19 protein-coding genes are annotated in these 25,398 nt (G+C 59.4%); 16 read left to right on the forward strand and 3 right to left on the reverse strand.

Going from position 1 to position 25,398, the window contains the following annotated elements; translation table 11 throughout:
- Positions 1 to 2 precede the first annotated feature (2 nt).
- From PSH90_RS24060 to PSH90_RS24110, 11 genes are all read left to right on the forward strand, one after another.
- On the forward strand, positions 3 to 2,801 hold the full coding sequence (locus PSH90_RS24060) for an LPS-assembly protein LptD (RefSeq protein WP_095181412.1): 2,799 nt from the start codon (positions 3 to 5) through the stop codon (positions 2,799 to 2,801).
- A complete protein-coding gene (gene surA / locus PSH90_RS24065) occupies positions 2,776 to 4,098 on the forward strand; it encodes a peptidylprolyl isomerase SurA (protein ID WP_252886887.1) in 1,323 nt (440 codons plus the stop codon). Before PSH90_RS24060 ends, surA begins: the two co-directional genes overlap by 26 nt.
- Positions 4,095 to 5,084 carry a 4-hydroxythreonine-4-phosphate dehydrogenase PdxA gene (gene pdxA / locus PSH90_RS24070; protein WP_136493051.1) on the forward strand — a complete coding sequence of 330 codons (990 nt, stop codon included), beginning with the start codon at positions 4,095 to 4,097 and terminating at the stop codon, positions 5,082 to 5,084. Before surA ends, pdxA begins: the two co-directional genes overlap by 4 nt.
- Positions 5,081 to 5,899, forward strand: a complete 819-nt coding sequence (gene rsmA / locus PSH90_RS24075; RefSeq protein ID WP_016772896.1) for a 16S rRNA (adenine(1518)-N(6)/adenine(1519)-N(6))-dimethyltransferase RsmA — start codon at positions 5,081 to 5,083, stop codon at positions 5,897 to 5,899. The genes pdxA and rsmA overlap by 4 nt, the downstream gene beginning before the upstream one ends.
- 113 nt (positions 5,900 to 6,012) lie before the next feature.
- Positions 6,013 to 6,393, forward strand: a complete 381-nt coding sequence (gene apaG, locus PSH90_RS24080) for a Co2+/Mg2+ efflux protein ApaG (RefSeq protein WP_122506055.1) — start codon at positions 6,013 to 6,015, stop codon at positions 6,391 to 6,393.
- On the forward strand, positions 6,393 to 7,274 hold the full coding sequence (locus PSH90_RS24085) for a symmetrical bis(5'-nucleosyl)-tetraphosphatase (protein ID WP_056786666.1): 882 nt from the start codon (positions 6,393 to 6,395) through the stop codon (positions 7,272 to 7,274). Before apaG ends, PSH90_RS24085 begins: the two co-directional genes overlap by 1 nt.
- A 34-nt stretch (positions 7,275 to 7,308) precedes the next feature.
- Entirely contained in the window at positions 7,309 to 7,638 is a 330-nt protein-coding gene (gene glpE, locus PSH90_RS24090) for a thiosulfate sulfurtransferase GlpE (protein WP_095181409.1), read from the forward strand.
- A 296-nt stretch (positions 7,639 to 7,934) separates the two neighbouring features.
- Positions 7,935 to 9,857 (forward strand): PrkA family serine protein kinase, encoded by a 1,923-nt coding sequence (locus PSH90_RS24095; protein WP_016772892.1) that lies wholly within the window; start codon positions 7,935 to 7,937, stop codon positions 9,855 to 9,857.
- 119 nt (positions 9,858 to 9,976) lie between these two features.
- Entirely contained in the window at positions 9,977 to 11,248 is a 1,272-nt protein-coding gene (locus PSH90_RS24100) for a YeaH/YhbH family protein (RefSeq protein WP_039757709.1), read from the forward strand.
- The gene (locus PSH90_RS24105) at positions 11,245 to 12,807 is read left to right on the forward strand and encodes a SpoVR family protein (RefSeq protein WP_024014545.1); all 1,563 of its coding nucleotides are present in this window, start codon (positions 11,245 to 11,247) and stop codon (positions 12,805 to 12,807) included. Before PSH90_RS24100 ends, PSH90_RS24105 begins: the two co-directional genes overlap by 4 nt.
- 63 nt (positions 12,808 to 12,870) lie before the next feature.
- Positions 12,871 to 14,100, forward strand: a complete 1,230-nt coding sequence (locus PSH90_RS24110) for a multifunctional CCA addition/repair protein (RefSeq protein WP_252878992.1) — start codon at positions 12,871 to 12,873, stop codon at positions 14,098 to 14,100.
- Positions 14,101 to 14,185: 85 nt separating this feature from the next.
- Here PSH90_RS24110 and folK read toward each other — a convergent pair whose 3' ends face one another.
- Positions 14,186 to 14,704, reverse strand: coding sequence for a 2-amino-4-hydroxy-6-hydroxymethyldihydropteridine diphosphokinase (gene folK, locus PSH90_RS24115; RefSeq protein WP_305381633.1), 519 nt, complete (start codon positions 14,702 to 14,704; stop codon positions 14,186 to 14,188).
- Complete coding sequence (gene folB / locus PSH90_RS24120; protein WP_016772885.1) at positions 14,695 to 15,051, reverse strand: dihydroneopterin aldolase; 357 nt, start codon at positions 15,049 to 15,051, stop codon at positions 14,695 to 14,697. The genes folK and folB overlap by 10 nt, the downstream gene beginning before the upstream one ends.
- Positions 15,052 to 15,125: 74 nt before the next feature.
- Here folB and plsY point away from each other — a divergent pair, with 74 nt between their 5' ends.
- Complete coding sequence (gene plsY, locus PSH90_RS24125) at positions 15,126 to 15,695, forward strand: glycerol-3-phosphate 1-O-acyltransferase PlsY (RefSeq protein WP_041476705.1); 570 nt, start codon at positions 15,126 to 15,128, stop codon at positions 15,693 to 15,695.
- A 23-nt stretch (positions 15,696 to 15,718) separates the two neighbouring features.
- Here plsY and tsaD read toward each other — a convergent pair whose 3' ends face one another.
- Positions 15,719 to 16,744: a tRNA (adenosine(37)-N6)-threonylcarbamoyltransferase complex transferase subunit TsaD gene (tsaD, locus tag PSH90_RS24130; protein ID WP_039757706.1), complete on the reverse strand. Its 1,026-nt coding sequence runs from the start codon at positions 16,742 to 16,744 to the stop codon at positions 15,719 to 15,721.
- A gap of 199 nt (positions 16,745 to 16,943) precedes the next feature.
- Here tsaD and rpsU point away from each other — a divergent pair, with 199 nt between their 5' ends.
- The 4 genes from rpsU to PSH90_RS24150 all read left to right on the forward strand — a co-directional run bounded on the left by rpsU (position 16,944) and on the right by PSH90_RS24150 (position 25,397).
- On the forward strand, positions 16,944 to 17,159 hold the full coding sequence (gene rpsU / locus PSH90_RS24135) for a 30S ribosomal protein S21 (protein ID WP_002551877.1): 216 nt from the start codon (positions 16,944 to 16,946) through the stop codon (positions 17,157 to 17,159).
- A gap of 486 nt (positions 17,160 to 17,645) precedes the next feature.
- The gene (dnaG, locus tag PSH90_RS24140; RefSeq protein ID WP_056786653.1) at positions 17,646 to 19,610 is read left to right on the forward strand and encodes a DNA primase; all 1,965 of its coding nucleotides are present in this window, start codon (positions 17,646 to 17,648) and stop codon (positions 19,608 to 19,610) included.
- A gap of 67 nt (positions 19,611 to 19,677) precedes the next feature.
- Entirely contained in the window at positions 19,678 to 21,525 is a 1,848-nt protein-coding gene (gene rpoD, locus PSH90_RS24145) for an RNA polymerase sigma factor RpoD (RefSeq protein ID WP_024014550.1), read from the forward strand.
- 125 nt (positions 21,526 to 21,650) lie between these two features.
- Entirely contained in the window at positions 21,651 to 25,397 is a 3,747-nt protein-coding gene (locus PSH90_RS24150; RefSeq protein WP_305381634.1) for a bifunctional diguanylate cyclase/phosphodiesterase, read from the forward strand.
- The last annotated feature ends 1 nt before the right edge of the window (position 25,398 follow it).

Consider the following 25,398-nt stretch of genomic DNA (forward strand, 5'->3'; position numbering starts at 1 on the left):
AGATGGCATTGAAATCCCCCGCGTTTCGTAAAAAATTTCCATTGTTGGTAACCGGCAGTCTGCTGGCTATGCAACCTCTGGCCAGTCAATTCGTTGTTGCCGCCGAGCAGTATGACTGCTCCGTCTCGGCTACGGGTGGCTGGGACTGTGCGCCCAAGTCGCCCGCCGCGGCATTGCCGCCGCGTCCGGTGCATGACGGCAGTGCCGTCAGCGCCGCCGGCGAGCCTGCGGCCGACAAGGGTTCCGACGCCGACACTGGCGCGAAAACCGCACTGGTCACCGAGTCCAAGGGCCGTGGCCTGAAATCCCGTAGCGAAGACTACAGTCACCTCGACTGGGTTCCGCGCGAGAAGCTCACCGCCGCGCAATTGGCCGAGACCGGTCCTTACTGCTCTGGTTCCTATATCGAACCGATTCGTCCTGGCATGAATGACAAGACGAATAAAAGTGACGCGCCGACCTTCATCGGTGCCAAAGCGTCGCGTTACGAGCAGGACACCCAGGTCGCCAGCCTTGCCGGTGACGTGATCATGCGTCAGGGCAGCATGCAGGTCGAAGCCGACGAGGCCAATCTGTATCAGGCCGAGAGCCGTGGCGAACTGGCCGGCAACGTGCGCATCCGCGACAACGGCGCGCTTATCGTCGGCGACCACGCCGATGTGCAGCTCGACACCGGCGAAGCCAAGGTCGACAACGCCGAATACGTGATGCACAAATCGCGCATCCGCGGTAACGCGCTGTATGCCAAGCGTGCCGAAAACGCGATCATCCGCTTGAAGGACGGCACGTACACCACGTGCGAACCGAACAGCAACGCCTGGCAGCTCAAGGGCAACAACATCACCTTGAACCCGGCGACCGGTTTCGGCACCGCGACCAACGTGACGTTGCGCGTCAAAGACATCCCGATTCTGTATACCCCGTACATCTACTTCCCGATCGACGACCGTCGCCAGTCAGGTTTCCTCCCGCCGACCATCGGTTCGGGCAGCGACACCGGCTTCATGCTGGTCACCCCGTACTACTTCAACCTGGCGCCGAACTACGACGCCACGTTGTACCCGCGCTACATGAGCAAGCGCGGCATGTTGGTGGAGGGCGAGTTCCGCTACCTGACCAAGTCGAGTGAAGGGCAGTTCGGTGCGGCGTATCTCAACGATGAGAACGACGATCGCAAGCTTCAGTCCGACTACAAAGACACCCGCTATATGTACAACTGGCAGCACAAGGGCGGTCTCGACTCCCGTGTGCTCACAGAAGTTGATTACACCAAGATCAGCGATCCGTATTACTTCCAGGATCTGCAGACCGATCAGATTGGTGTGAAGAGCGATGATTTCGTCAATCAGCAGGGTGCGGTCAGCTACCGTGGCGACAACTACACCGCACGCCTGAATGCTCAGCAATATCAGCTGGCTACCGTTTCCAACATCACACCCTATGGTCGTCTGCCGCAGATCACCTTCAATGGTCAGCTGCCGTACCATCCGGAAGGTCTGAATTTCGATTACGAGACCGAGCTGGTTCGTTTCGATCGCGATCTACGTGATGGCGACTTCATCAATGAAGATGGCATTGCCGAACGTCGTCTGGACACAAACATCAGCGGTCTGGCCCGCGCCAACGGTGATCGCCTGAATCTGAAGCCGGGCGTCAGCCTGCCGATGAACTGGACGTATGGTTTCCTCAAACCATCGTTGAAGTATCAGTACACGCAGTATCAGCTTGATCTGGATAACACCGGCAAATCCCAGATTGATGCGCTGTCGCCGGAAAACCAGAAGCTTTATGGCAAGTTCGACAGCAACCAGAGCCGTGGCGTCCCGATTGCCAGCATCGACAGCGGCCTGTATTTCGATCGCGATACTTCCTACTTCGGCAAGAATTACCGCCAGACTCTGGAACCGCGCCTGTTCTACCTCTATGTTCCCGAAACAGATCAGGAAGACATTCCGGTCTTCGACACCAGCGAATATACCTTCAATTACTCTTCGCTGTTCCGCGACAACCGCTTCTCCGGCGCCGACCGTGTAGGCGACGAGAACAAACTATCGCTGGGCGTTACCAGTCGCTGGATCGAAGAAAACGGGTTTGAACGTCAGCGCATCAGCGTGGGCCAGGCGTACTACTTCAAGAACCGCGAAGTGCAATTGCCTGGTATCGATGCGAAAACTCGTGAAGACTCCAAATCCAGTGTTTCGCCGTACGCGCTCGAATATGAATACCGCTGGAACCGTGACTGGCGCGCCACTGCCGATTACAACTGGGATCCGGACAGCCGCAGCCCGCGCTCCGGCAGCGCGATGTTCCATTACCAGCCTGCGGACAACCCGAACAAGGTCATCAACGCCGGTTACCGCTATCGCAACGACCAGGTTCGATACGATCAGAATACTGGTCAATGGTCGGTGGGCGGCGGCGACTACGGCACCCCGGGTCAACCTGGCTACGTGAAGGACTACTACAAGATCCAGCAGCATGACTTCTCGGTCATCTGGCCGATCGTTCCGCAGTGGAACGCCATCAGTCGCTGGCAGTACGACTACAACCGCAATCGCACGCTGGAAGCCTTCGGTGGTTTCGAATACGACAACTGCTGCTGGAAACTGCGCCTGATCAACCGTTACTGGGTCGCCTATGACGAAAACAGTCAGAACGCCCCGGAAAACGAAAAAGGCGACCATGGCATCTTCCTCCAAATTGTTCTGAAGGGACTCGGCGGCCTGACTGGCGCCAAGGTAGAGAGCTTCCTCGACAAAGGCATTCAAGGTTATCGTGAACGTGAAGACCAAGCTTTCTGATTGTCTGCGCCCGGTGCTGCTGGGCGCGCTGTTCCTGGGTACGGCGGCCAACGCCGCCGTACAGTCCATCGATAAAGTGGTGGCGATCGTCGATAACGACGTGGTCATGCAGAGCCAACTGGACCAACGCGTTCACGAAGTTCAGCAGACCATCGCCAAGCGCGGTGGCGGTCTGCCGCCTCCGGGTGTGCTCGATCAACAAGTGCTCGAGCGTCTGATCGTCGAAAACCTGCAACTGCAGATCGGCGAACGTTCCGGCATCCGCATCACTGACGAAGAGTTGAACCAGGCTGTCGGCACCATTGCTCAGCGCAACAACATGAGTGTCGATCAGTTTCGTGCTGCGCTCGCTCGTGATGGCCTGAACTATGACGACGCCCGTGATCAGATCAAGCGCGAAATGATCATCAGCCGTGTGCGTCAGCGTCGTGTGGCGGAGCGCATCCAGGTGTCCGAGCAGGAAGTGAAGAACTTCCTCGCCTCCGACCTCGGTAAGATGCAGCTGTCCGAAGAACTGCACCTGGCCAACATCCTGATTCCGACCCCGGAAAGCGCCAACTCTGAAGCCATTCAGAGCGCTTATCGTCAGGCGATGGATGTATACCAGCAGCTCAAGCAAGGCGCCGACTTCGGTCAGATGGCCGTGGCCAAATCCGGTAGCGACAACGCGCTGGAAGGCGGCGAGATGGGCTGGCGTAAAGCCGCACAACTGCCACCGCCGTTCGATCGTGAGCTGAGCAGCATGGCGGTTGGCGACATCACTCAGCCTGCGCGCACGCCGGGCGGCTTCATCATTCTGAAGCTGCTGGGCAAACGTGGCGGCGAAGCGCAGATGCGCGACGAAGTGCATGTCCGCCACATCCTGGTCAAGCCGAGCCCGATCCGCGACGAAGCCAAGACCAAGGCACTGGTGCAATCGTTGTATGACCGCATCACCGCCGGCGAAGACTTTGCCGAGCTGGCGAAAAACTACTCGGAAGACCCGGGTTCCGCCCTCAACGGCGGCGACCTGAACTGGATCGACCCGAACGTGCTGGTACCGGAATTCCGCGAAGTGATGGCTTCGACCCCACAAGGTCAGCTGTCCAAGCCATTCCAGACCCAATACGGCTGGCACGTGCTGGAAGTCCTTGGCCGTCGCGCCACTGACGGCACCGAACAGGCCCGTGAGCAGCAAGCGATGTCCGTACTGCGTAACCGCAAATACGATGAAGAGCTGCAAACCTGGCTGCGTCAGATCCGTGACGAAGCGTACGTAGAGATCAAACTTCCTGGTGCAGACCAGGCAGCGCAGTGAAACCCAAGCGTTTCGCGCTGACACCCGGCGAACCAGCCGGCATCGGTCCCGACCTGTGCCTGCTGCTCGCCTCGCAAGCCCAGCCACATCCCCTGATTGCCATCACCAGCCGCGACCTGCTCCTTGAGCGGGCCGCGCAGTTGGGGCTGGCCGTCAATCTGCTGGATGTCGCGCCGGGTCAGTGGCCAGATGTTCCAGCACCGGCCAACAGCCTGTACGTCTGGGACACGCCGCTCAGCGCACCGGTAATCGCCGGGCAACTGGACAAGGCCAACGCTGCATTCGTCCTCGAAACCTTGACCCGCGCCGGCAACGGCTGCCTGAATGGCGACTTCGCCGGGATGATCACCGCGCCGGTGCACAAAGGTGTGATCAACGAGTCGGGCATCGCGTTCTCTGGACACACTGAATTTCTCGCCGACCTGACGCACACCGCGCAAGTAGTGATGATGCTGGCCACTCGCGGTTTGCGCGTGGCGCTGGTCACCACCCACCTGCCCCTGCGCGAGATTGCCGACGCGATCACCCCGGAGCGGCTGGAGCGGGTCACGCGAATCCTGCACGCCGACCTGCAAGACAAATTCGGCATCGCCCGGCCACGCATCCTGGTCTGCGGTCTCAACCCGCATGCCGGTGAAGGCGGCCACCTGGGCCATGAAGAAATCGACATCATCGAACCGACATTAGAGCGCCTGCGCGGCGAGGGCATGGACCTTCGTGGCCCGCTGCCTGCCGACACTCTGTTTACCCCCAAATATCTGGAGCACTGCGACGCAGTGCTGGCGATGTACCACGACCAGGGCTTGCCCGTGCTCAAGTACAAAGGCTTCGGCGCTGCCGTCAACGTGACGCTGGGCCTGCCGATCATCCGCACCTCGGTCGACCATGGCACCGCCCTGGATCTGGCCGGCAGCGGCAGGATCGATACCGGCAGCCTGCAAGTCGCCCTGGAAACCGCCTACCAGATGGCCGAGACCCGTTTATGAACGAGCAATATCAACACAAGGCGCGCAAACGCTTTGGTCAGAACTTCCTGCACGATGCCGGCGTTATCGACCGCATCCTGCGCTCCATCCATGCCAAGCCTGACGATCGCCTGCTGGAAATCGGCCCCGGTCAGGGTGCGCTGACCCAAGGTTTGCTGGGCTCCGGCGCGCAACTCGACGTAGTGGAGCTGGACAAGGATCTGATCCCGATCCTCAACCAGCAGTTTGCCGGCATGAGTAATTTCAACCTGCATCAGGGCGATGCGCTGAAGTTCGACTTCAATACACTGAACGCCGCGCCAAACAGCCTGCGGGTGGTCGGCAACCTGCCGTACAACATCTCCACGCCGTTGATTTTTCACCTGTTGAACAACGCCGGCATCATTCGCGACATGCACTTCATGCTGCAGAAAGAAGTGGTCGAGCGCTTGGCCGCAGGCCCGGGTGGCGGTGACTGGGGTCGTCTGTCGATCATGGTCCAGTACCATTGCCGCGTGGAACATCTGTTCAACGTCGGCCCGGGCGCATTCAACCCGCCGCCGAAAGTCGACTCGGCGATCGTTCGTCTGGTGCCCCACGCGGTACTGCCGCACCCGGCGAAGGATCACAAGTTGCTGGAGCGCGTGGTACGCGAAGCCTTCAATCAGCGCCGCAAAACCTTGCGCAACACCCTCAAGCAATTGCTCAGCAATGCCGAAATCGAAGCCGCCGGCGTCGATGGCAGCCTGCGTCCCGAGCAGCTGGATCTGGCTGCATTCGTGCGCCTGGCCGACCAGCTCGCGATACAGGTCCCGGCCACTCCTGCCGCCGACTGACTCGCGATGAACGCTATCGGGCAGCACACCACTCTGGTTTACTGCCCGATACTTGCCTAGACTGATTCCCCATCAGCTACGCCCCGCGTTCCGCTTCGTTAAGGCCTTCTTGCATGTCCGATTCCCGTTATCAGGTCGATGTCAGCGTCGTCACTCACTATCTGGCAGACCAATCGCAACCCGAACACGACCGTTTCGCCTTTGCCTACACCATCACCGTGCAGAACAACGGCGAGATTGCGGCCAAGCTTCTGTCCCGGCACTGGGTGATTACCGATGGTGACGGCCATGTCGAACAAGTGCGCGGTGAAGGCGTCGTCGGCCAGCAACCGTTGATCGATGCAGGCAAGAGCCACACGTATACCAGCGGCACGGTGATGACCACCAAGGTCGGCACCATGCAGGGCACTTATCAAATGCTCGCCGATGACGGCAAACATTTCGATGCCGTCATCAAACCGTTTCGCCTCGCCGTACCCGGAGCCCTGCACTGATGACGACTTACGCCGTCGGTGACCTGCAAGGCTGCCTCGAACCGCTCAAGTGCCTGCTCAAACAAGTTGCCTTCGACCCGGCGCTTGACCGGCTGTGGCTGGTCGGCGATCTGGTCAACCGTGGCCCGCAGTCGCTGGAAACCCTGCGTTTTCTCTTTGGCATGCGTGAGTCGCTAGTCTGCGTGCTCGGCAATCACGACCTGCACCTGCTGGCCGCCGCGAAGAAGATCGAGCGTTTGAAGAAAAGCGACACACTGCGCGAAATCATCGAGGCCCCCGATGGGCCGCAGCTGATGGAATGGCTGCGCCAGCAAAAGCTGATGCATTACGACGAAACACGCGATGTTGCGATGGTCCATGCAGGCATCCCGCCGCAATGGTCGCTGCGCCGTGCGTTGAAGTGCGCCGCCGAAGTGGAGACCGCCCTGCGCGACGACAACGTATTCCCCGCCTACCTTGACGGTATGTACGGCAACGAGCCGGCAAAATGGGACAACGATCTCAAAGGCATTGATAGGCTGCGGGTGATCACCAATTACTTCACGCGCATGCGCTTTTGCACCGCTGAGGGCAAGCTCGACCTCAAAAGCAAGGAAGGCCTCGACAGCGCACCGCCCGGCTACAAGCCGTGGTTTCAGCACAAGGAGCGCAAGACCAAAGGCCTGCGCATCATCTTCGGTCACTGGGCCGCGCTCGAGGGCAATATCCACGAGCCGGGCATTTCCGCGCTGGACACCGGATGCGTATGGGGCGGCAGCCTGACGCTTATGAACGTCGACAGCGGCGAACGCCTGTCATGCAAATGCGACGAGCACGGCGGACTTGCGCCATCAGTCGCCCCACTCACCCCCAACGATTCGCCCGTCAACGCCTCGCGTTAGACTGCGCCTTCAGTAGAGCAACAGGTACTTTGTCATGACCGAATTCAAACGAATCCCCCCGGAACAGGCGCAGGCCCTGCGTGAACAGGGCGCAGTCGTAGTCGACGTACGCGATCCGGCGACCTTTGCCGCGCTGCATATCAGCGGCTCCAAACATCTCGACAACCATTCCCTGCACGCTTTCATTCAAGGCGCCGACCTCGATGCACCGACCGTCGTGGTCTGCTACCACGGCAATTCCAGCCAGGGCGCAGCCGCCTATCTGGTCAGCCAAGGCTTCTCCGACGTTTACAGCATGGACGGCGGCTTTGAGCTGTGGCGTACGACTTATCCGTCGGAAACCGCGCAAGGCACCGCCGAATAATTTTTTTGCGCAGCGCAGGCCCCGGCTGCCGTGGGCCTGCGCGCGGCAGACGAACGGTCTGCCACAACTAATTACGTATCTCGCCTTTACCTCTCGAATTCCCAACTATCCTTAAGCGCAGGCCATCCAAAACAGGGGAGAGCCGGTACACCGGCGCGCGGGTCATCGGGAGTAGCTTTCGCGGTTTGTCGACCGTGGGAGAATTCTGGGGGGTAAACAGCAGCTGCCACAGCGACTGCTGCCAGCATCGACTGAGTGATCCGGCGTCGGCTCCACGTATCGAGCGAGGTGACGTCATGAGTATCTTTAGCCACTTCCAACAACGCTTCGAATCCACACGCCAGGAAGAACTCTCTCTGCAGGAGTACCTGGAGCTGTGCAAAAACGATCGCAGCGCCTACGTTTCCGCCGCCGAACGTCTGTTGATGGCGATCGGCGAACCGGAACTGCTCGACACTTCGACCAATTCGAGGCTGTCGCGCATCTTCTCCAACAAGGTGATCCGCCGCTATCCGGCCTTTGAAGACTTCCACGGGATGGAAGAATGCATCGACCAGATCGTCTCGTATTTCCGCCACGCCGCCCAAGGCCTGGAAGAGAAGAAACAGATTCTTTATCTACTCGGCCCCGTCGGTGGCGGTAAATCGTCCCTGGCCGAGAAGCTGAAACAGCTGATGGAGAAAGTGCCCTTTTATGCCATCAAGGGCTCGCCGGTCTTCGAGTCGCCTCTGGGTCTGTTCAACGCCACCGAAGATGGCGCGATCCTCGAGGAAGATTTCGGCATTCCACGGCGCTACCTGAACACCATCATGTCGCCATGGGCGACCAAGCGCCTGGCCGAATTCGGCGGCGACATCAGCCAGTTCCGCGTGGTCAAGCTGTACCCGTCGATCCTCAATCAGATTGCCGTGGCCAAGACCGAACCCGGTGACGAGAACAACCAGGACATCTCGGCACTGGTTGGCAAGGTCGATATCCGCAAACTCGAAGAATTTCCACAGAACGACGCCGATGCCTACAGCTACTCCGGTGCGCTGTGCCGGGCCAACCAGGGCCTGATGGAGTTCGTCGAGATGTTCAAGGCGCCGATCAAGGTGCTGCACCCATTGCTGACTGCTACCCAGGAGGGCAACTACAACAGTACCGAAGGCCTCGGCGCGATTCCGTTTACCGGCATCCTGCTGGCTCACTCCAACGAATCGGAGTGGCACACCTTCCGCAACAACAAGAACAACGAGGCGTTCATCGACCGGATCTACATCGTCAAAGTGCCGTACTGCCTGCGTGTCAGCGACGAAGTGAAGATCTACGACAAACTGCTTTTCAACAGCTCCCTGTCCAAGGCGCACTGCGCACCGGATACTCTGAAAATGCTCGCGCAGTTCACCGTGCTGTCGCGCCTCAAGGAGCCGGAAAACTCCAACATCTATTCGAAGATGCGCGTCTACGACGGCGAAAACCTCAAGGACACCGATCCGAAGGCCAAGTCGATTCAGGAGTACCGCGATTCGGCCGGTGTCGACGAAGGCATGAACGGCCTGTCGACCCGCTTCGCCTTCAAGATCCTCTCCAAGGTGTTCAACTTCGACCCGCATGAAATCGCCGCCAACCCGGTGCACCTGCTCTATGTGCTGGAGCAGCAGATCGAACAGGAACAGTTCCAGGCCGAAACCCGCGAACGTTACCTGCGCTATCTGAAGGAATACCTGGCGCCGCGCTACATCGAGTTTATCGGCAAGGAAATCCAGACCGCTTATCTGGAGTCCTACAGCGAATACGGCCAGAACATCTTCGACCGCTACGTGCTGTACGCGGATTTCTGGATTCAGGATCAGGAGTATCGCGACCCGGAAACCGGCGAGATCCTCAACCGCGTGGCCCTGAACGAAGAGCTGGAAAAAATCGAAAAACCGGCCGGAATCAGCAATCCGAAGGATTTCCGCAACGAGATCGTCAACTTTGTCCTGCGCGCCCGGGCCAACAACAACGGCAAGAACCCGACCTGGCTCAGCTACGAAAAACTGCGGGTGGTCATCGAGAAGAAAATGTTCTCCAACACCGAAGACCTGCTGCCCGTCATCAGCTTCAACGCCAAGGCCAGCAAGGAGGATCAGCAGAAACACAACGACTTCGTTACGCGAATGGTTGAACGTGGCTACACCGATAAACAGGTACGCCTGCTGTCCGAATGGTACCTGCGGGTCCGCAAGTCGCAGTGAGGCAGCTGCAAGCTATAAGCCACAAGCTGCAAGGAGAACGCGCGTGAATCCCCATCCGGGTGAATCGGCCTCTACTTGCAGCTTGCAGCTCAAAACTTGAAGCTCCCCGGAGGGGCCTTATGAGCTATGTGATCGACCGACGCCTCAATGGCAAAAACAAGAGCACGGTGAACCGCCAGCGTTTTCTGCGGCGCTACCGTGACCACATCAAGAAGGCTGTCGAAGAGGCAGTCAGTCGCCGTTCCATCACGGATATGGAGCACGGCGAGCAGATCAGCATTCCCGGCCGCGATATCGACGAGCCGGTGCTTCATCATGGACGCGGCGGCAAGCAGACCGTGGTGCATCCCGGTAACAAAGAATTCACGGCCGGTGAACATATCGCTCGCCCACCAGGAGGCGGCGGTGGACGCGGTCCGGGCAAGGCGGGCAATTCCGGCGAAGGCATGGACGAGTTCGTCTTCCAGATCACTCAGGAAGAGTTCCTCGAATTCATGTTCGAAGACCTTGAATTGCCGAATCTGGTCAAACGCAACCTGACCGGCACCGACACGTTCAAAACCGTCCGCGCCGGGATCAGCAACGAAGGTAACCCTTCACGCATCAATATCATCCGCACGTTGCGCTCGGCTCATGCGCGTCGTATCGCCCTGTCCGGCAGCAGTCGCGCGAAACTGCGCGAAGCCAAGGAAGAGCTGGCGCGGCTCAAGCGCGAAGAACCGGACAACTTCGGCGATATTCAGGAACTCGAAGCTGAAATCGAGAAACTCAGCGCGCGCATTCACCGCGTGCCGTTCCTCGACACCTTCGACTTGAAATACAACCTGTTGGTCAAGCAACCCAATCCCAGTTCCAAAGCAGTGATGTTCTGCCTGATGGACGTGTCCGGTTCTATGACGCAGGCCACCAAGGACATCGCCAAGCGCTTTTTCATCCTGCTGTACCTGTTTCTCAAGCGTAACTACGACAAGATCGACGTGGTGTTCATCCGTCACCACACCAGCGCCCGAGAGGTGGACGAGGAGGAGTTTTTCTATTCTCGTGAGACCGGCGGCACCATTGTTTCCAGCGCCCTGAAGCTGATGCAGGAAATCATGGCCGAGCGCTATCCGAGCAACGAGTGGAACATCTACGCCGCTCAGGCCTCCGATGGCGACAACTGGAACGACGATTCGCCGATCTGCCGCGACATCCTGATCAACCAGATCATGCCGTTTGTGCAGTACTACACTTATGTGGAGATCACCCCGCGCGAACATCAGGCCCTGTGGTACGAATACGAACGCATCGCCGAAGCCTTCTCTGACACATTTGCCCAGCAGCAACTGGTCTCGGCCGGAGATATCTATCCGGTCTTCCGTGAACTCTTCCAGCGCAGGTTAGTGACATGACCGCCAAAGAGCAGAAGCGCCAACCGATTTCCACCGGCTCCGAATGGACATTCGAGCTGATCCAGACCTACGACCGCGAAATCGCCCGGATCGCGGCCCGTTATGCTCTGGACACCTATCCCAACCAGATCGAAGTGATCACCGCCGAGCAGATGATGGACGCCTATGCCTCAGTGGGCATGCCGCTGGGCTATCACCACTGGTCCTACGGCAAACACTTCCTCAGCACAGAGAAATCCTACAGTCGCGGGCAAATGGGCCTGGCTTACGAGATCGTGATCAACTCCGACCCGTGCATCGCCTATCTGATGGAAGAAAACACCATCTGCATGCAGGCGCTGGTGGTGGCCCATGCCTGCTATGGCCACAACAGCTTCTTTAAGGGCAACTACCTGTTCCGTACCTGGACTGACGCCAGTTCGATCATCGATTACCTGGTGTTCGCCAAGCAGTACATCATGCAGTGCGAAGAGCGCCACGGCATCGATGCCGTGGAAGATCTGCTCGATTCCTGCCATGCCCTGATGAATTACGGTGTCGACCGTTACAAACGCCCGTATCCGATTTCCGCCGAAGAAGAGCGCCGGCGGCAGAAGGATCGCGAAGAGCACATGCAGAAGCAGATCAATGATCTGTGGCGCACCATTCCCAAAGGCGCGGACAAATACAGCGACAAGGACAACGCCCGCTTCCCGGCCGAACCGCAGGAAAACATCCTCTATTTCATCGAGAAACACGCGCCGCTGCTGGAACCCTGGCAGCGCGAGATCGTGCGCATCGTGCGCAAGATCGCCCAGTATTTCTATCCGCAGCGCCAGACCCAGGTCATGAACGAAGGCTGGGCAACGTTCTGGCATTACACATTGATGAATGATCTGTACGACGAGGGCCTGGTGACCGACGGTTTCATGATGGAATTCCTCACCTCGCACACCAGCGTGGTATTCCAGCCGGGTTTCGACAGTCCGTACTACAGCGGCATCAACCCCTATGCATTGGGTTTCGCCATGTACCGCGACATTCGGCGCATGTGCGAAGAGCCTACCGAAGAGGATCGCCGCTGGTTCCCGGACATCGCCGGTTCCGACTGGCTGTCGACCATCAAGTTCGCCATGAGCAGTTTCAAGGACGAGAGCTTCATCCTGCAGTACCTGTCGCCCAAGGTGATCCGCGATCTGAAGCTGTTCAGCATTCTCGATGACGACCAGAAAGACGACCTGCTGGTGCCGGCCATTCATGATGAGGGCGGCTACCGCATCATCCGCGAAACCCTGGCAGCGCAATACAACCTCGGCAATCGTGAGCCGAACGTGCAGATCTACAGCATTGATCGTCGGGGCGATCGCTCGCTGACCCTGCGCCATCAGCAGCACGACCGCAAACCATTGGGCGACTCCACCGAAGAAGTCCTCAAGCACCTGCACCGGCTCTGGGGCTTCGACATTCATCTGGAAACCCTGCAAGGCGACCAGATCATGAAAACCCATCACGTGCCGCCACGCAGTGAACACAGCGAAGGCGATTACGGCCGGCTCGATCTGGCCGTGATTCATCTTTGATCCGGTTCTGGCCTCCGAAAGTCTGACGCAAGGGTTATCCTGTCGGACTGACGGAGGTTTTTTATGCAGGTTTACAAGGTTGGCGGCGCAGTACGTGATCGCCTGTTGGGGTTGCCGGTCACTGACATCGACAGGGTCGTGGTGGGCGCCACCACGGAGGAAATGCTCGCCAAGGGATACCGCCCGGTTGGCGCCGATTTTCCGGTGTTTCTGCACCCCAAAACCGGTGAGGAATATGCCCTCGCCCGTACGGAACGCAAGAGTGGCCGGGGTTACGGCGGCTTCACCTTCTACGCAAGTCCCGAAGTGACGCTTGAAGAAGACCTGATTCGCCGCGACCTGACGATCAATGCCATGGCCGAGGACGATCAGCTCAACCTTACCGATCCGTACCATGGCCAGCGCGATCTTGAAGCGCGAATCCTGCGCCATGTATCCCCGGCATTCGCCGAAGATCCGCTCCGTGTCCTGCGTGTTGCCCGTTTTGCTGCGCGCTACGCAGGATTGGGCTTTACGGTCGCCGATGAGACCATGGACTTGATGCGCCAGCTCAGTGAGTCCGGCGAATTGCAGGCGCTGACTGCCGAACGTAGCTGGAAGGAGATTTCCCGGGCACTGATGGAAGATCATCCACAGGTGTTCATCCAGGTCTTGCGCGACTGTGGCGCACTCAAAGAGCTATTGCCGGAAGTCGACGCCTTGTTCGGCGTGCCGCAGCCAGAGACCCATCACCCGGAAATTGACACAGGCCTGCACACCCTGAGCGTGCTGGAGCAATCAGCCCAGCACAAACAACCACTGACAGTGCGCTGGGCCTGCCTGCTGCATGACTTGGGCAAAGGCCTGACGCCGGAAGATGAGTGGCCCAGGCATATCGCCCATGAGCACACCGGGCTGAAGCTGATCAAAGCGGTCAACGAGCGCTTCAAGGTCCCCAAGGACTGTCAGGAACTGGCGCTGCTGGTGGGGCAGTACCACACCCATGGGCACCGGGCGCTGGAGTTGAAAGCCTCGACGCTGCTGGAGTTGCTGCAGAGCTTCGATATCTATCGCCGACCGCAGCGATTCGAAGAGTTTATCGCCGCGTGCGAGATGGATGCCCGTGGCCGCAAGGGCCTGGAGCAGCGCAGTTATCCACAGGCGGATTATTTGCGCGGAGCGGCGAAAGCTGCGCGAGCGGTGGCGGTGCAGCCGCTGCTGGAAAAGGGCTTCAAGGGGCCGGAACTGGGTGAAGCGCTGAAGCGGGAACGACTGAAGGCGTTGAAAGCCTACAAAGAGGCGGCGACAGCCTGATAAAAAACTTCGCGAGCAGGCTCGCTCCCACATGAGACCTCGATCCAATGTGGGAGCGAGCCTGCTCGCGAAAGCGCATTTGATATCACCGCAAATCCGAAGGCGTGAGCTGCTCCCCCCGCCATTCGAACGCAACCGGCGCCAACACCTGATCAATTTGCGCCTCAGCCCACAACGTCGCAAAGCTCTTGCCCTCCCCCGGATGCACCCGATCCGGCGCAATCAACGACAACGGCCACAGCACAAATGCGTTTTTCAGGATTTCCGCACGCGGCAGCATCAATCCATCAAAATTACCCACCAGATCGCCATACAGCAGCACGTCGATATCCAGCGGCAGACCTTTGCGATCCGGGGCATAACGACCGTTGTCAGCCTCGATGGATTTCAAGCGGCGGTCGAGCTCCATCAACGGCAGATCGGTGTAGGCCGAGACCACGAAATTGAAGAACGGCCCGCTCTTGATGCCCACCGGCTGGCTCTCGAACACCGCCGAACAACGGATATCCACCAGGAACGTGGCCAGCGCATCGAGACCGGCGCGCAAATGGGTTTCGCGCTCGATATTGCTACCGAGCCCGAGGTAGACCTGAGTCAGCGACATCCGCGCTCGATCTCCACACCCACACCGCCCTTGGCCGCCGGCACCGCGCCCGGTTTGGTCAGTTTCAGCCGCACCCAGGTGATCTTGAATTCGGCCATCAGCACTTCAACCAGACGCTCGGCAAAGGTTTCGACCAGTTGGAACTGCGCCTGCTCGGCAAAGGCCTGAATGCGCGTGGAAACACTGGCGTAATCGAGCGCCAGGGTCAGGTCGTCACCGGCGGCGGCCGGGCGATTGTCCCAGGCGAAGCTCAGATCAAGACGCAGGCACTGACGGATGCCACGCTCCCAGTCGTAGGCACCGATCACGGTGTCGACTTCCAGGCCCTCGATAAACACTCTGTCCAAGCACTTCTCTCCGCTGCACGACAAGGGCGCGATGCGCCGTTAGAATCAGGGCGTCCTCGCCCGGAATAGTTAGCATGTTTTGGTTACTGGCGATTCTCGCCTACCTGCTCGGCTCGCTGTCCTTTGCCATTTTGCTCAGCCGCCTGACCGGAAATCCGGATCCGCGAATGAGTGGCTCGGGTAATGCCGGCGCCACCAACATGCTGCGCCTGGCCGGTCGCAAACTGGCGATCCTGACCCTGCTCGGTGATCTGTGCAAAGGCCTGCTGCCGGTGCTGATCGCCTCGGGCGCGGGCCTTTCAGTGCAGGATCAGGCCTGGATTGGCGTATGCGCCGTGATCGGTCACCTGTTCCCTTTGTACTTTCGCTTTCGTGGCGGCAAAGGCGTTGCCACTGCCGCCGGCATGCTGCTCGGCCTGTATCCACCCGCCGCGCTGCTGGCAGTATGTGCCTGGCTACTGACGTTTTACCTGACCCGCACCAGCTCGCTGGCGGCGCTGATTGCCACGCCACTGACCCTGCCGTTGCTGGCCTGGCAGGAGCCGGAAGCCTTGCTGCCAATGAGCGCGCTGACCTTGCTGATTGTCTGGCGCCATCGCGGCAATCTACGCGACCTGTTTGCCGGGCGCGAACGGCATTTCTGACTGCCGTCCATGAGCGTCGCTCATTACAGCGCCGACAACTGCTCCATTGGCCAGCGTGCCTGCACGGTGATTGCCAGACTTTCCTGCTGACCGGCCTTCAGGCGCTGGCAACCGGCAAATGCGATCATCGCGCCATTGTCGGTGCAGAACTCCGGGCGCGCATAGAACACATCACCCTTCATATCGCCGAGCATTTTTTCCAGCGAAACCCGCAACGCCTTGTTGGCGCTGACGCCGCCGGCAATCACCAACCGCTTCATGCCTGCCTGTTTCAGGGCGCGCTTGCACTTGATGGTCAAAGTCTCCACCACGGCCTGCTGGAACGCCAGCGCGATGTCGCAACGGGCTTGCTCGCCGTCGTCCCCGGCGCTGACGCATTGCTGCCAGGTATTGAGGGCGAAGGTTTTCAGGCCGCTGAAACTGAAGTCCAGACCCGGGCGATCACACATCGGACGCGGAAAGGTGAAACGTCCTGCGACGCCCTTCTCGGCCAGCTTGGCGATTTCCGGCCCGCCGGGGTAATTGAGGCCCATCATCTTCGCGGTTTTGTCGAAAGCTTCGCCGGCCGCATCGTCGAGCGTCTCGCCGAGCAGGCTGTATTGGCCAATGCCGTCGACCTGAACCAACTGCGTATGGCCACCGGAAACCAACAAAGCGACGAACGGGAATTCCGGTGGTTTCGGCTCCAGCATCGGCGCCAGCAAGTGGCCTTCCATGTGGTGCACACCGAGAGCCGGAATGCCCCAGGCAAACGCCAGCGCCTGCGCGCAGGAAGCACCGACCAGCAACGCGCCGACCAGGCCAGGACCTGCGGTATAGGCGATTGCATCGATCTCGGTCGGCACACAGTCGGCCTCGGCCAACACCTGACGGATCAAGGGCAGCATGCGTTTGACGTGGTCACGCGAGGCCAGCTCCGGCACCACACCGCCATAGACACGGTGCAGGTCGATCTGACTGAACAGCGCGTCGGCCAGCAGACCGCGTTCACTGTCATACAATGCGACGCCGGTTTCGTCGCAGGAGGTTTCTAATCCCAGTACTAGCATGGGTTTGCGCCTTGTTTAGGCTGAATTCGAAGGCGCGCATAATAGTCGCCACGTGATGCCCCGACCAGCGGTTTTCGATCAGAGGCTTTGCATTCCGAGCGATGAGGGGTTAACATCCGCAACCCTTAAAAACCGACGTCTTCAAGTGCTCTTTTGCCGCGAGGATGTTGACCCCGGTAATGAATGAAGGTAGCTCTGGATGCCAGCCGTCAAAGTAAAAGAGAACGAACCCTTCGACGTAGCTCTGCGTCGTTTCAAGCGCTCCTGCGAAAAAGCCGGTGTACTGGCTGAAGTTCGTAGCCGCGAATTTTACGAGAAGCCAACTTCTGAGCGTAAGCGCAAGGCAGCAGCCGCTGTTAAGCGTCACGCCAAGAAAGTTCAGCGCGAACAGCGCCGCGCCGTTCGTCTGTACTAATCCACAGACGTTCGTAGCAAGCTTCTTGCCTAAGCCCGGCCCTCAGCCGGGCTAATGGCATTTGCGTAAAACGCTTGATGCTTCACCGTCGACGCCGCCGATGCGACCGAGACAAATCTGCTTCACCGCGTCAGGCCTGGCTCTTTTGCCAGCGGTGCACGTCTTTTCTGACGAGCCTTTCAAGGCTACTGACGAGCACACCCACTGATTCCTCTTACGACGATCAGCCCAAGGCACCTGCATGCGTGCCCGCTTTATTGAGCTATCCGAGGTCGACAATCGGCCGTCAGCGGATTCAGCGCAACACTTTCACATAGTCGAAGACTGATAGGTACTAACGTCAGTGGATTTTCGGCAGATACACTTCCCGACAGCGATTACGCAGACGACACCGGTCGAGCCGCACTTTTTGTGCGTTTCCAGCAATGGCCCGCGTCCGACGGCCTGTCGCAACGGATTTATTGCAGCGCAGACGACGAGAACGCCATGGCCGGGCTGATTCCCCAGAGCTTCATTGACGACCTGCTGAACCGCACCGACATCGTCGACGTGGTCAGCTCGCGCGTGCAATTGAAGAAGGCCGGCAAGAACTACACCGCCTGCTGCCCGTTCCATAAAGAGAAAACCCCGTCATTCAGCGTCAGCCCCGACAAACAGTTCTATTACTGCTTCGGTTGCGGCGCCGGCGGCAACGCCCTCGGCTTTCTCATGGATCACGACAACCTGGACTTCCCCCAGGCCGTCGAAGATCTGGCCAAAGCCGCCGGCATGGAAATCCCCCGCGAAGAAAGCGGTCGCGAGCGCAAGCCGCGCCAGCCGACCGATTCGCCGCTGTACCCGCTGCTGACCGCCGCCGCTGATTTTTACCGGCAGGCACTCAAGAGTCATCCGTCGCGCAAGGCTGCGGTGGATTACCTCAAGGGGCGCGGGCTGACGGGCGAGATCGCTCGGGATTTCGGCCTCGGTTTTGCGCCGCCGGGCTGGGACAACCTGCTCAAGCATCTGAGCAGCGACACCCTGCAACAGAAAGCCATGATCGAAGCCGGCCTGCTGATCGAGAACGCCGAAACCGGCAAGCGTTACGATCGCTTCCGCGATCGCGTGATGTTTCCGATCCGCGACACCCGCGGACGAATCATCGCCTTCGGCGGCCGCGTACTGGGCGACGACAAGCCCAAGTACCTGAACTCACCGGAAACACCGGTATTCCATAAAGGCCAGGAACTCTACGGCCTTTATGAAGCACGCAAAAATAATCGCAACCTCGACGAAATCATCGTCGTCGAGGGTTACATGGACGTCATCGCCCTCGCCCAGCAAGGCTTGCGCAATGCCGTCGCCACGCTGGGTACCGCGACCAGCGAAGAACACCTCAAGCGCTTGTTCCGCGTCGTCCCGAACGTATTGTTCTGCTTCGACGGCGACCAGGCCGGCCGCAACGCAGCCTGGCGTGCACTGGAAGCGACCCTGCCGTGCCTGCAGGACGGTCGTCGCGCGCGGTTCCTGTTTTTGCCCGAAGGCGAAGACCCGGACACCCTGGTTCGCGCCGAAGGCACCGATGCTTTCAAGGCGCGCATCAATCAGCACGCGCAGCCGCTGGCCGATTATTTTTTCCAGCAACTGACCGAAGAAGCCGACCCGCGCTCACTTGAGGGCAAGGCGCACATGGCCACCCTCGCCGCGCCATTGATCGACAAGGTGCCGGGAGCGAACCTGCGCATCCTCATGCGTCAGCGCCTGACCGAGATTACCGGCCTGAGCAGCGAGACCGTCAGCCAATTGGTTCAGAATGCGCCGCAGGAAGCACCGCCCGCCTACGATCCGGGCTTCGATTATGACGCCATGCCGGACTACAGCGACTACCATCAGCCGCAGGCACAGGACATGTATGTGCCGCAGCAGGAATGGACGCCGAAGAAACCCGGCGCCGGCGGCAAGAAGTGGGACAAAAAACCGTGGGACAAGAACGGCAAACGTGGTGGCGATCGCGAACAGCAGCGCCCGCGTACGCCGATTGGCGTTGAATCGCCAACCCTGACGGCACTGCGAACATTGCTCCATCATCCGCAACTGGCCAAGCGCGTCGAAGACGCCGGGCACATTGCCGATGAAAATCAGACCAACGCCCAGCTGCTTGTGGCCCTGCTCGAAGCCGTACAGAAGAATCCCAAGCTAAACTCATTTCAGCTGATCGCGCGATGGCACGGTACTGAACAGGGTCGCTTGCTCAAGGCGCTGGCAGAAAAGGAATGGCTGATTGACGGAGATAACCTTGAACAACAGTTTTTCGACACCATTACTAGCTTGTCCGCCCGCCAACGCGAGCGAAATCTCGAACAGTTACTCAGGAAAGCGCGGCAAAGCGAACTGAGCGTCGAAGAGAAAAATCAACTGCGCGACCTTTTAAGTCGCAATGTTTCCGCATCAAACCCGACCTCAACTGGCGCGTGAGGTCATAGCTCAGGTATAATCCTCGGCTTGTTTTTTGCCCGCCAAGACCTTCAGTGGATAGGGTGTTATGTCCGGAAAAGCGCAACAGCAGTCTCGTATTATTGAGTTGATCAAACTGGGTCGTGAGCAGAAGTATCTGACTTACGCCGAGGTCAACGACCACCTGCCCGAGGATATTTCAGATCCGGAGCAGGTGGAAGACATCATCCGCATGATTAACGACATGGGGATCCCCGTACACGAGAGTGCTCCGGATGCGGACGCCCTTATGTTGGCCGACGCCGATACCGACGAGGCCGCTGCGGAAGAAGCAGCCGCTGCGTTGGCGGCGGTGGAGACCGATATCGGTCGCACCACTGACCCGGTGCGCATGTACATGCGTGAAATGGGTACGGTCGAGCTTCTGACCCGTGAAGGCGAAATCGAAATCGCCAAGCGGATCGAAGAAGGCATTCGTGAAGTGATGAGCGCGATTGCGCACTTCCCAGGCACGGTTGACCACATTCTCTCCGAGTACACCCGCGTCACCACCGAAGGTGGTCGCCTGTCCGACGTCCTGAGCGGTTATATCGACCCGGACGACGGCATCGCGCCGCCTGCGGCAGAAGTGCCGCCGCCGGTTGACCCGAAAGCCGTCAAGGCCGACGACGATACCGACGACGATGATGCCGAATCTTCCGACGATGAAGAAGAAGCCGAAAGCGGTCCGGATCCGGTCATCGCTGCGCAGCGCTTCGGTGCCGTCGCCGACCAGATGGAAATCACCCGCAAGGCCCTGAAAAAGCACGGTCGTCACAACAAGGCAGCCGTTGCCGAGTTGCTGGCCCTGGCCGAGCTGTTCATGCCGATCAAACTGGTGCCGAAGCAATTCGAAGCCCTGGTCGAGCGTGTACGCAGTGCCCTGGATCGCCTGCGTCAGCAAGAGCGCGCGATCATGCAGCTGTGCGTACGTGATGCACGTATGCCGCGCGCCGATTTCCTGCGTCAGTTCCCGGGCAACGAAGTCGACGAAAGCTGGTCCGACGCCCTGGCCAAAGGCAAGAGCAAGTACGCCGAAGCTATCGGTCGCGTGCAGCCGGACATCATCCGTTGCCAGCAGAAGCTGATTGCGCTGGAAACCGAGACCGGCCTGACCATCGCAGAAATCAAGGACATCAACCGTCGCATGTCGATCGGTGAGGCCAAGGCCCGCCGCGCGAAAAAAGAGATGGTTGAAGCCAACCTGCGTCTGGTGATCTCGATCGCCAAGAAGTACACCAACCGCGGCCTGCAATTCCTCGATCTGATCCAGGAAGGCAACATCGGCCTGATGAAGGCGGTGGACAAGTTCGAATACCGTCGCGGTTACAAGTTCTCGACTTATGCCACCTGGTGGATCCGTCAGGCGATCACTCGCTCGATCGCCGACCAGGCGCGCACCATCCGTATCCCGGTGCACATGATCGAGACGATCAACAAGCTCAACCGTATTTCCCGGCAGATGTTGCAGGAAATGGGTCGCGAACCGACTCCGGAAGAGCTGGGCGAACGCATGGAAATGCCTGAGGACAAGATCCGCAAGGTACTGAAGATCGCCAAAGAGCCGATCTCCATGGAAACCCCGATCGGTGATGACGAAGACTCCCATCTGGGCGACTTCATCGAAGACTCGACCATGCAGTCGCCAATCGATGTCGCCACAGTGGAAAGCCTGAAGGAAGCGACTCGCGAAGTGCTGTCCGGCCTCACTGCCCGTGAAGCCAAGGTACTACGCATGCGTTTCGGTATCGACATGAACACCGACCACACGCTCGAAGAGGTGGGCAAACAGTTTGACGTAACGCGTGAGCGGATCCGTCAGATCGAAGCCAAGGCGCTGCGCAAGCTGCGCCACCCGACGCGAAGCGAGCATCTGCGCTCCTTCCTCGACGAGTGATACCAGAACCCCCGGCCCAGGCCGGGGGTTTTGTTTTATGGCAGATTAAATTCCCCGCTCCGCCCTCCCCGCCGCGTACCCCGTCTACACTCGAAACAATCACTTCAAGCCCTGACGAGAGCGTTATGCCCAGACTGGCGCCCGTGCTTTTTCTGCTGTCATTGATGATCTGCACCGCCACGGCTGACGCGCTGACTCTCACCGATGAAGAACGCAGCTGGCTGGCGGCTCACCCTGACTTGCGCCTGGGTGTTGATGCATCGTGGCCGCCTTTCGAATTTCGTGACGACCAGAACCGCTACCAGGGTCTCGCCGCTGACTATATCGACGTGATTCGCCAACGTTTGGCGATCAAGCTGACGCCCATCGAGCCAGCAAGCTGGACAGTGGTGCTGGAGCAGGTCAAAAAAGGCAAGATCGATTTGCTGCCGGGAATCATGTCCACGCCGGAGCGCCAGAACTATCTGTCGTTTACCCGGCCGTACCTGGACTTCCCGATCGTCATCCTCGCCCATGTGGGCGGCGCCCAGCCGCGCAAACTCGACGACCTGTACGGTCTGAAAATCGCCGTAGTGGAAAACTATGCCCCCCACGAACTGCTGCGCACTCACCATCCCGATCTGAATCTGGTGGCCATGCCCAATGTCAGTTCGGCGCTGCAAGCCCTGGCGACTGACGAAGTGGACGCGGTGGTCGGCGATCTGGCTTCGAGCGTGTGGAGCCTGCGCCAGCTCAAACTCGACGGCCTCTACGTCAGCGGCGAAACCCCGTATCGTTATCAACTGGCAATGGCCGTGCCTCGCGATAACAAGATGTTGGTGGGCATCCTCGATAAAGTCCTGGCCGATATGACACCGGCGGAAATCAGCAGCATTCAGGAACATTGGGTCGGTAATGTGCTCGACCACCGCACATTCTGGTCAGATCTGCTGATGTATGGCCTGCCCGGTCTGTTGTTGTTGATGACGGTGCTGGCCGTGGTGATTCGTATCAACCGCCGCCTGAGCTCGGAAATCAGCCGGCGCATCGACCTCGAACAAGAACTGCGCAGCAGCGAATATCACTATCGCGGTCTGGTGGAGAGCTTGTCGGCGATCGCTTGGGAAGCGCGGATGAGCGACTTCACCTACAGCTATGTGTCGCCCCATGCTGAAGACCTGCTCGGGTATCCACAGTCTCACTGGCTGATTCCGGGTTTCTGGCACAACATCATTCACCCGGCCGACCTGACCCGCACGCAAAACTATTGCAGGGAAGCGCTGCGCCAGGGCCGCGATCACATCGTCGATTATCGCGTGATCACCGCCGACGGCCGCTGCCTGTGGGTGCGCGACATTGTCAGCCTGATCGAGCATGGCCACGAACCGGTGATGCGCGGGTTGATGATCGATATCAGCGAAATCAAACGCACCGAAGAAGCGCTGCGGCTGTCCGAGCAGAAGTTCGCTTCGGTGTTTGAGCAATGCCCGGACATTCTGGTGATTGCGCGCCTGTCCGACGGCTGCCTGCTGGAGGTCAACGAGGCCTTCGAGGAGCAGATCGGCCTCAGGGCCGAGGATGTGATCGGCCAGACCGCCACCAACCTCAATATCTGGGGCATTCCCGGGGTCGGGCCGGGCCTCTTGCAGCGTTTGCAGGCCGGCAGCATCCGTAATCTGGAAATGCCCTTTCGCCGCAACAACGGCCAATTGTTCACCGGGCTGATTTCCGCCGAGCCTTTCGACCTCGACACCACCCCGGCGCTGGTGGTGGTAGTTCGCGACATCAGCCAGCTCAAGGAAACCCAACAGCAACTGCAAACCTCTGAAGAGAAATTCGCCAAGGCTTTCCATGCGTCGCCCGACGGCCTGTTGCTGTCGCGCCAGAGCGACGGCCTGCTGCTGGAGGTTAACGAAGGTTTCAGCCGCATCACCGGTTTCAACAGCGCCATGTCGGTGGATCGGTCGACACTGGACCTGGGTATCTGGGTCAACCTCAACGAACGCAAGCAGATGCTCGATCTGCTAAAGCGCGACGGGTTTGTCCGCGACTTCACTTGCCACATCCGTCGCAGCGACGGGCAGATTCGCCTGTGCGAAGTGTCCAGTCGACCGCTGCCGATCGGCGACGAGGATTGCATGCTGACCATCGCCCGCGACATCACCGAACGCCATCTCATGCAGGAAAAACTGCAGCAGGCCGCGACCGTTTTCGAGAGCACCGCCGAGGGCGTGTTGATCACCGATACTCAACAACACATCAGCGCCGTCAATCGCGCTTTCACCGAAATCACCGGTTACAGCGAAAGTGAAGCGCTGGGCCACACGCCACGCTTGCTGGCGTCAGGGCTGCATGACAGCGCTTTCTACGCGGCGATGTGGCACCAATTGACTGACGAAGGCCACTGGCAAGGCGAGATTTCCAACCGGCGCAAGAACGGCGAGCTGTACCCGAGCTGGCTGACCATCAGCGCCGTGCGCAATCGCGACAAGTTCATCACTCACTTCGTCGCGGTGTTCGCCGATATTTCCAGCCTCAAGCATGCGCAGGCCAAGCTTGATTACCAGGCTCACCACGACCCGCTCACCGGCTTGCCAAACCGCACCTTGTTCGAGAGCCGCCTGCAAATGGCCCTGACCAGCCAGCAGGAAAATGGCGGCCAGGGCGCGGTGCTGTTTCTCGATCTCGACCGCTTCAAACACATCAACGACAGCCTCGGCCACCCGGTCGGCGACCTGTTGCTCAAGGGCATTGCCGTGCGCTTGAAAGAACAATTGCGCGATATCGACACGGTCGCGCGATTGGGCGGCGACGAGTTCATCATTCTGCTGCCGGGCCTGCAGCAAGCCAGCGATGCCGACAACATCGCGACGAAACTGCTCAACTGCTTCGGTGCGCCGTTCCAGGCCGGCGAACACGAGTTTTTTATCAGCGCGAGCATCGGCACCAGCCTCTATCCCCGCGACGGCTGCGATGTCGCCACCCTGGTGAAAAACGCGGACGCGGCGATGTACCGCTCCAAAGCCAAGGGGCGTAACCGCGTCGAAAGCTACACCCGCGACCTCACCGCCCAGGCCAGCGAGCGCGTAGCGCTGGAACACGAACTGCGCCGCGCCATCGAGCGCGATGAGCTGTTTCTCTATTACCAACCGAAAATCAGCCTGGTCGACCACAGTCTGGTCGGTGCAGAGGCGCTGATTCGCTGGCGCCACCCAACCTTCGGCGACGTGCCGCCCGAGCATTTCATTCCGCTGGCCGAAGAGAACGGCATGATCCTGCAGATCGGTGACTGGGTGCTGGAGACCGCTTGCCGGCAAATGTTCGAGTGGAGCCGAATCTACCAACCGCTGGGGCCGCTCTCGGTGAACCTCGCTGGCGCGCAGCTGCGTCAGCCGAACCTGTTGGTGCGCATCGAGCAACTGCTCAAGGACAACCGCCTCAGGCCGGATTTACTGCAACTGGAAATTACCGAGAATTTCATCATGAGTCAGGCCGAAGAGGCGCTGGCAGTGCTGCACCAGCTCAAACACCTCGGCGTGCAACTGGCGATCGATGACTTCGGCACCGGCTACTCCTCGCTCAGCTACCTCAAACGCCTGCCGCTGGACATCCTCAAGATCGACCAGTCCTTCGTCCGCGGACTGCCTGACGATCCCCACGACGCGGCCATTGTGCGCGCCATCATCGCGCTCGGCCGCAGCATGCAATTCACCGTGATTGCCGAAGGCGTGGAAACCCAGGCGCAACAACAATTCCTCGCTGCTGAAGGGTGCGAACAGATACAGGGCTACATCGTCAGCCTGCCGCTGCCCCCGGACGAATTCGCCGCGACGTTTCTGCATATAACCGTATCGGATTTTTCGGATAGCACAGCCGCGAAACCGTCGCTATAAT

The organism is Pseudomonas sp. FP1762, from assembly GCF_030687105.1.
GTDB lineage: Bacteria > Pseudomonadota > Gammaproteobacteria > Pseudomonadales > Pseudomonadaceae > Aquipseudomonas > Aquipseudomonas siliginis.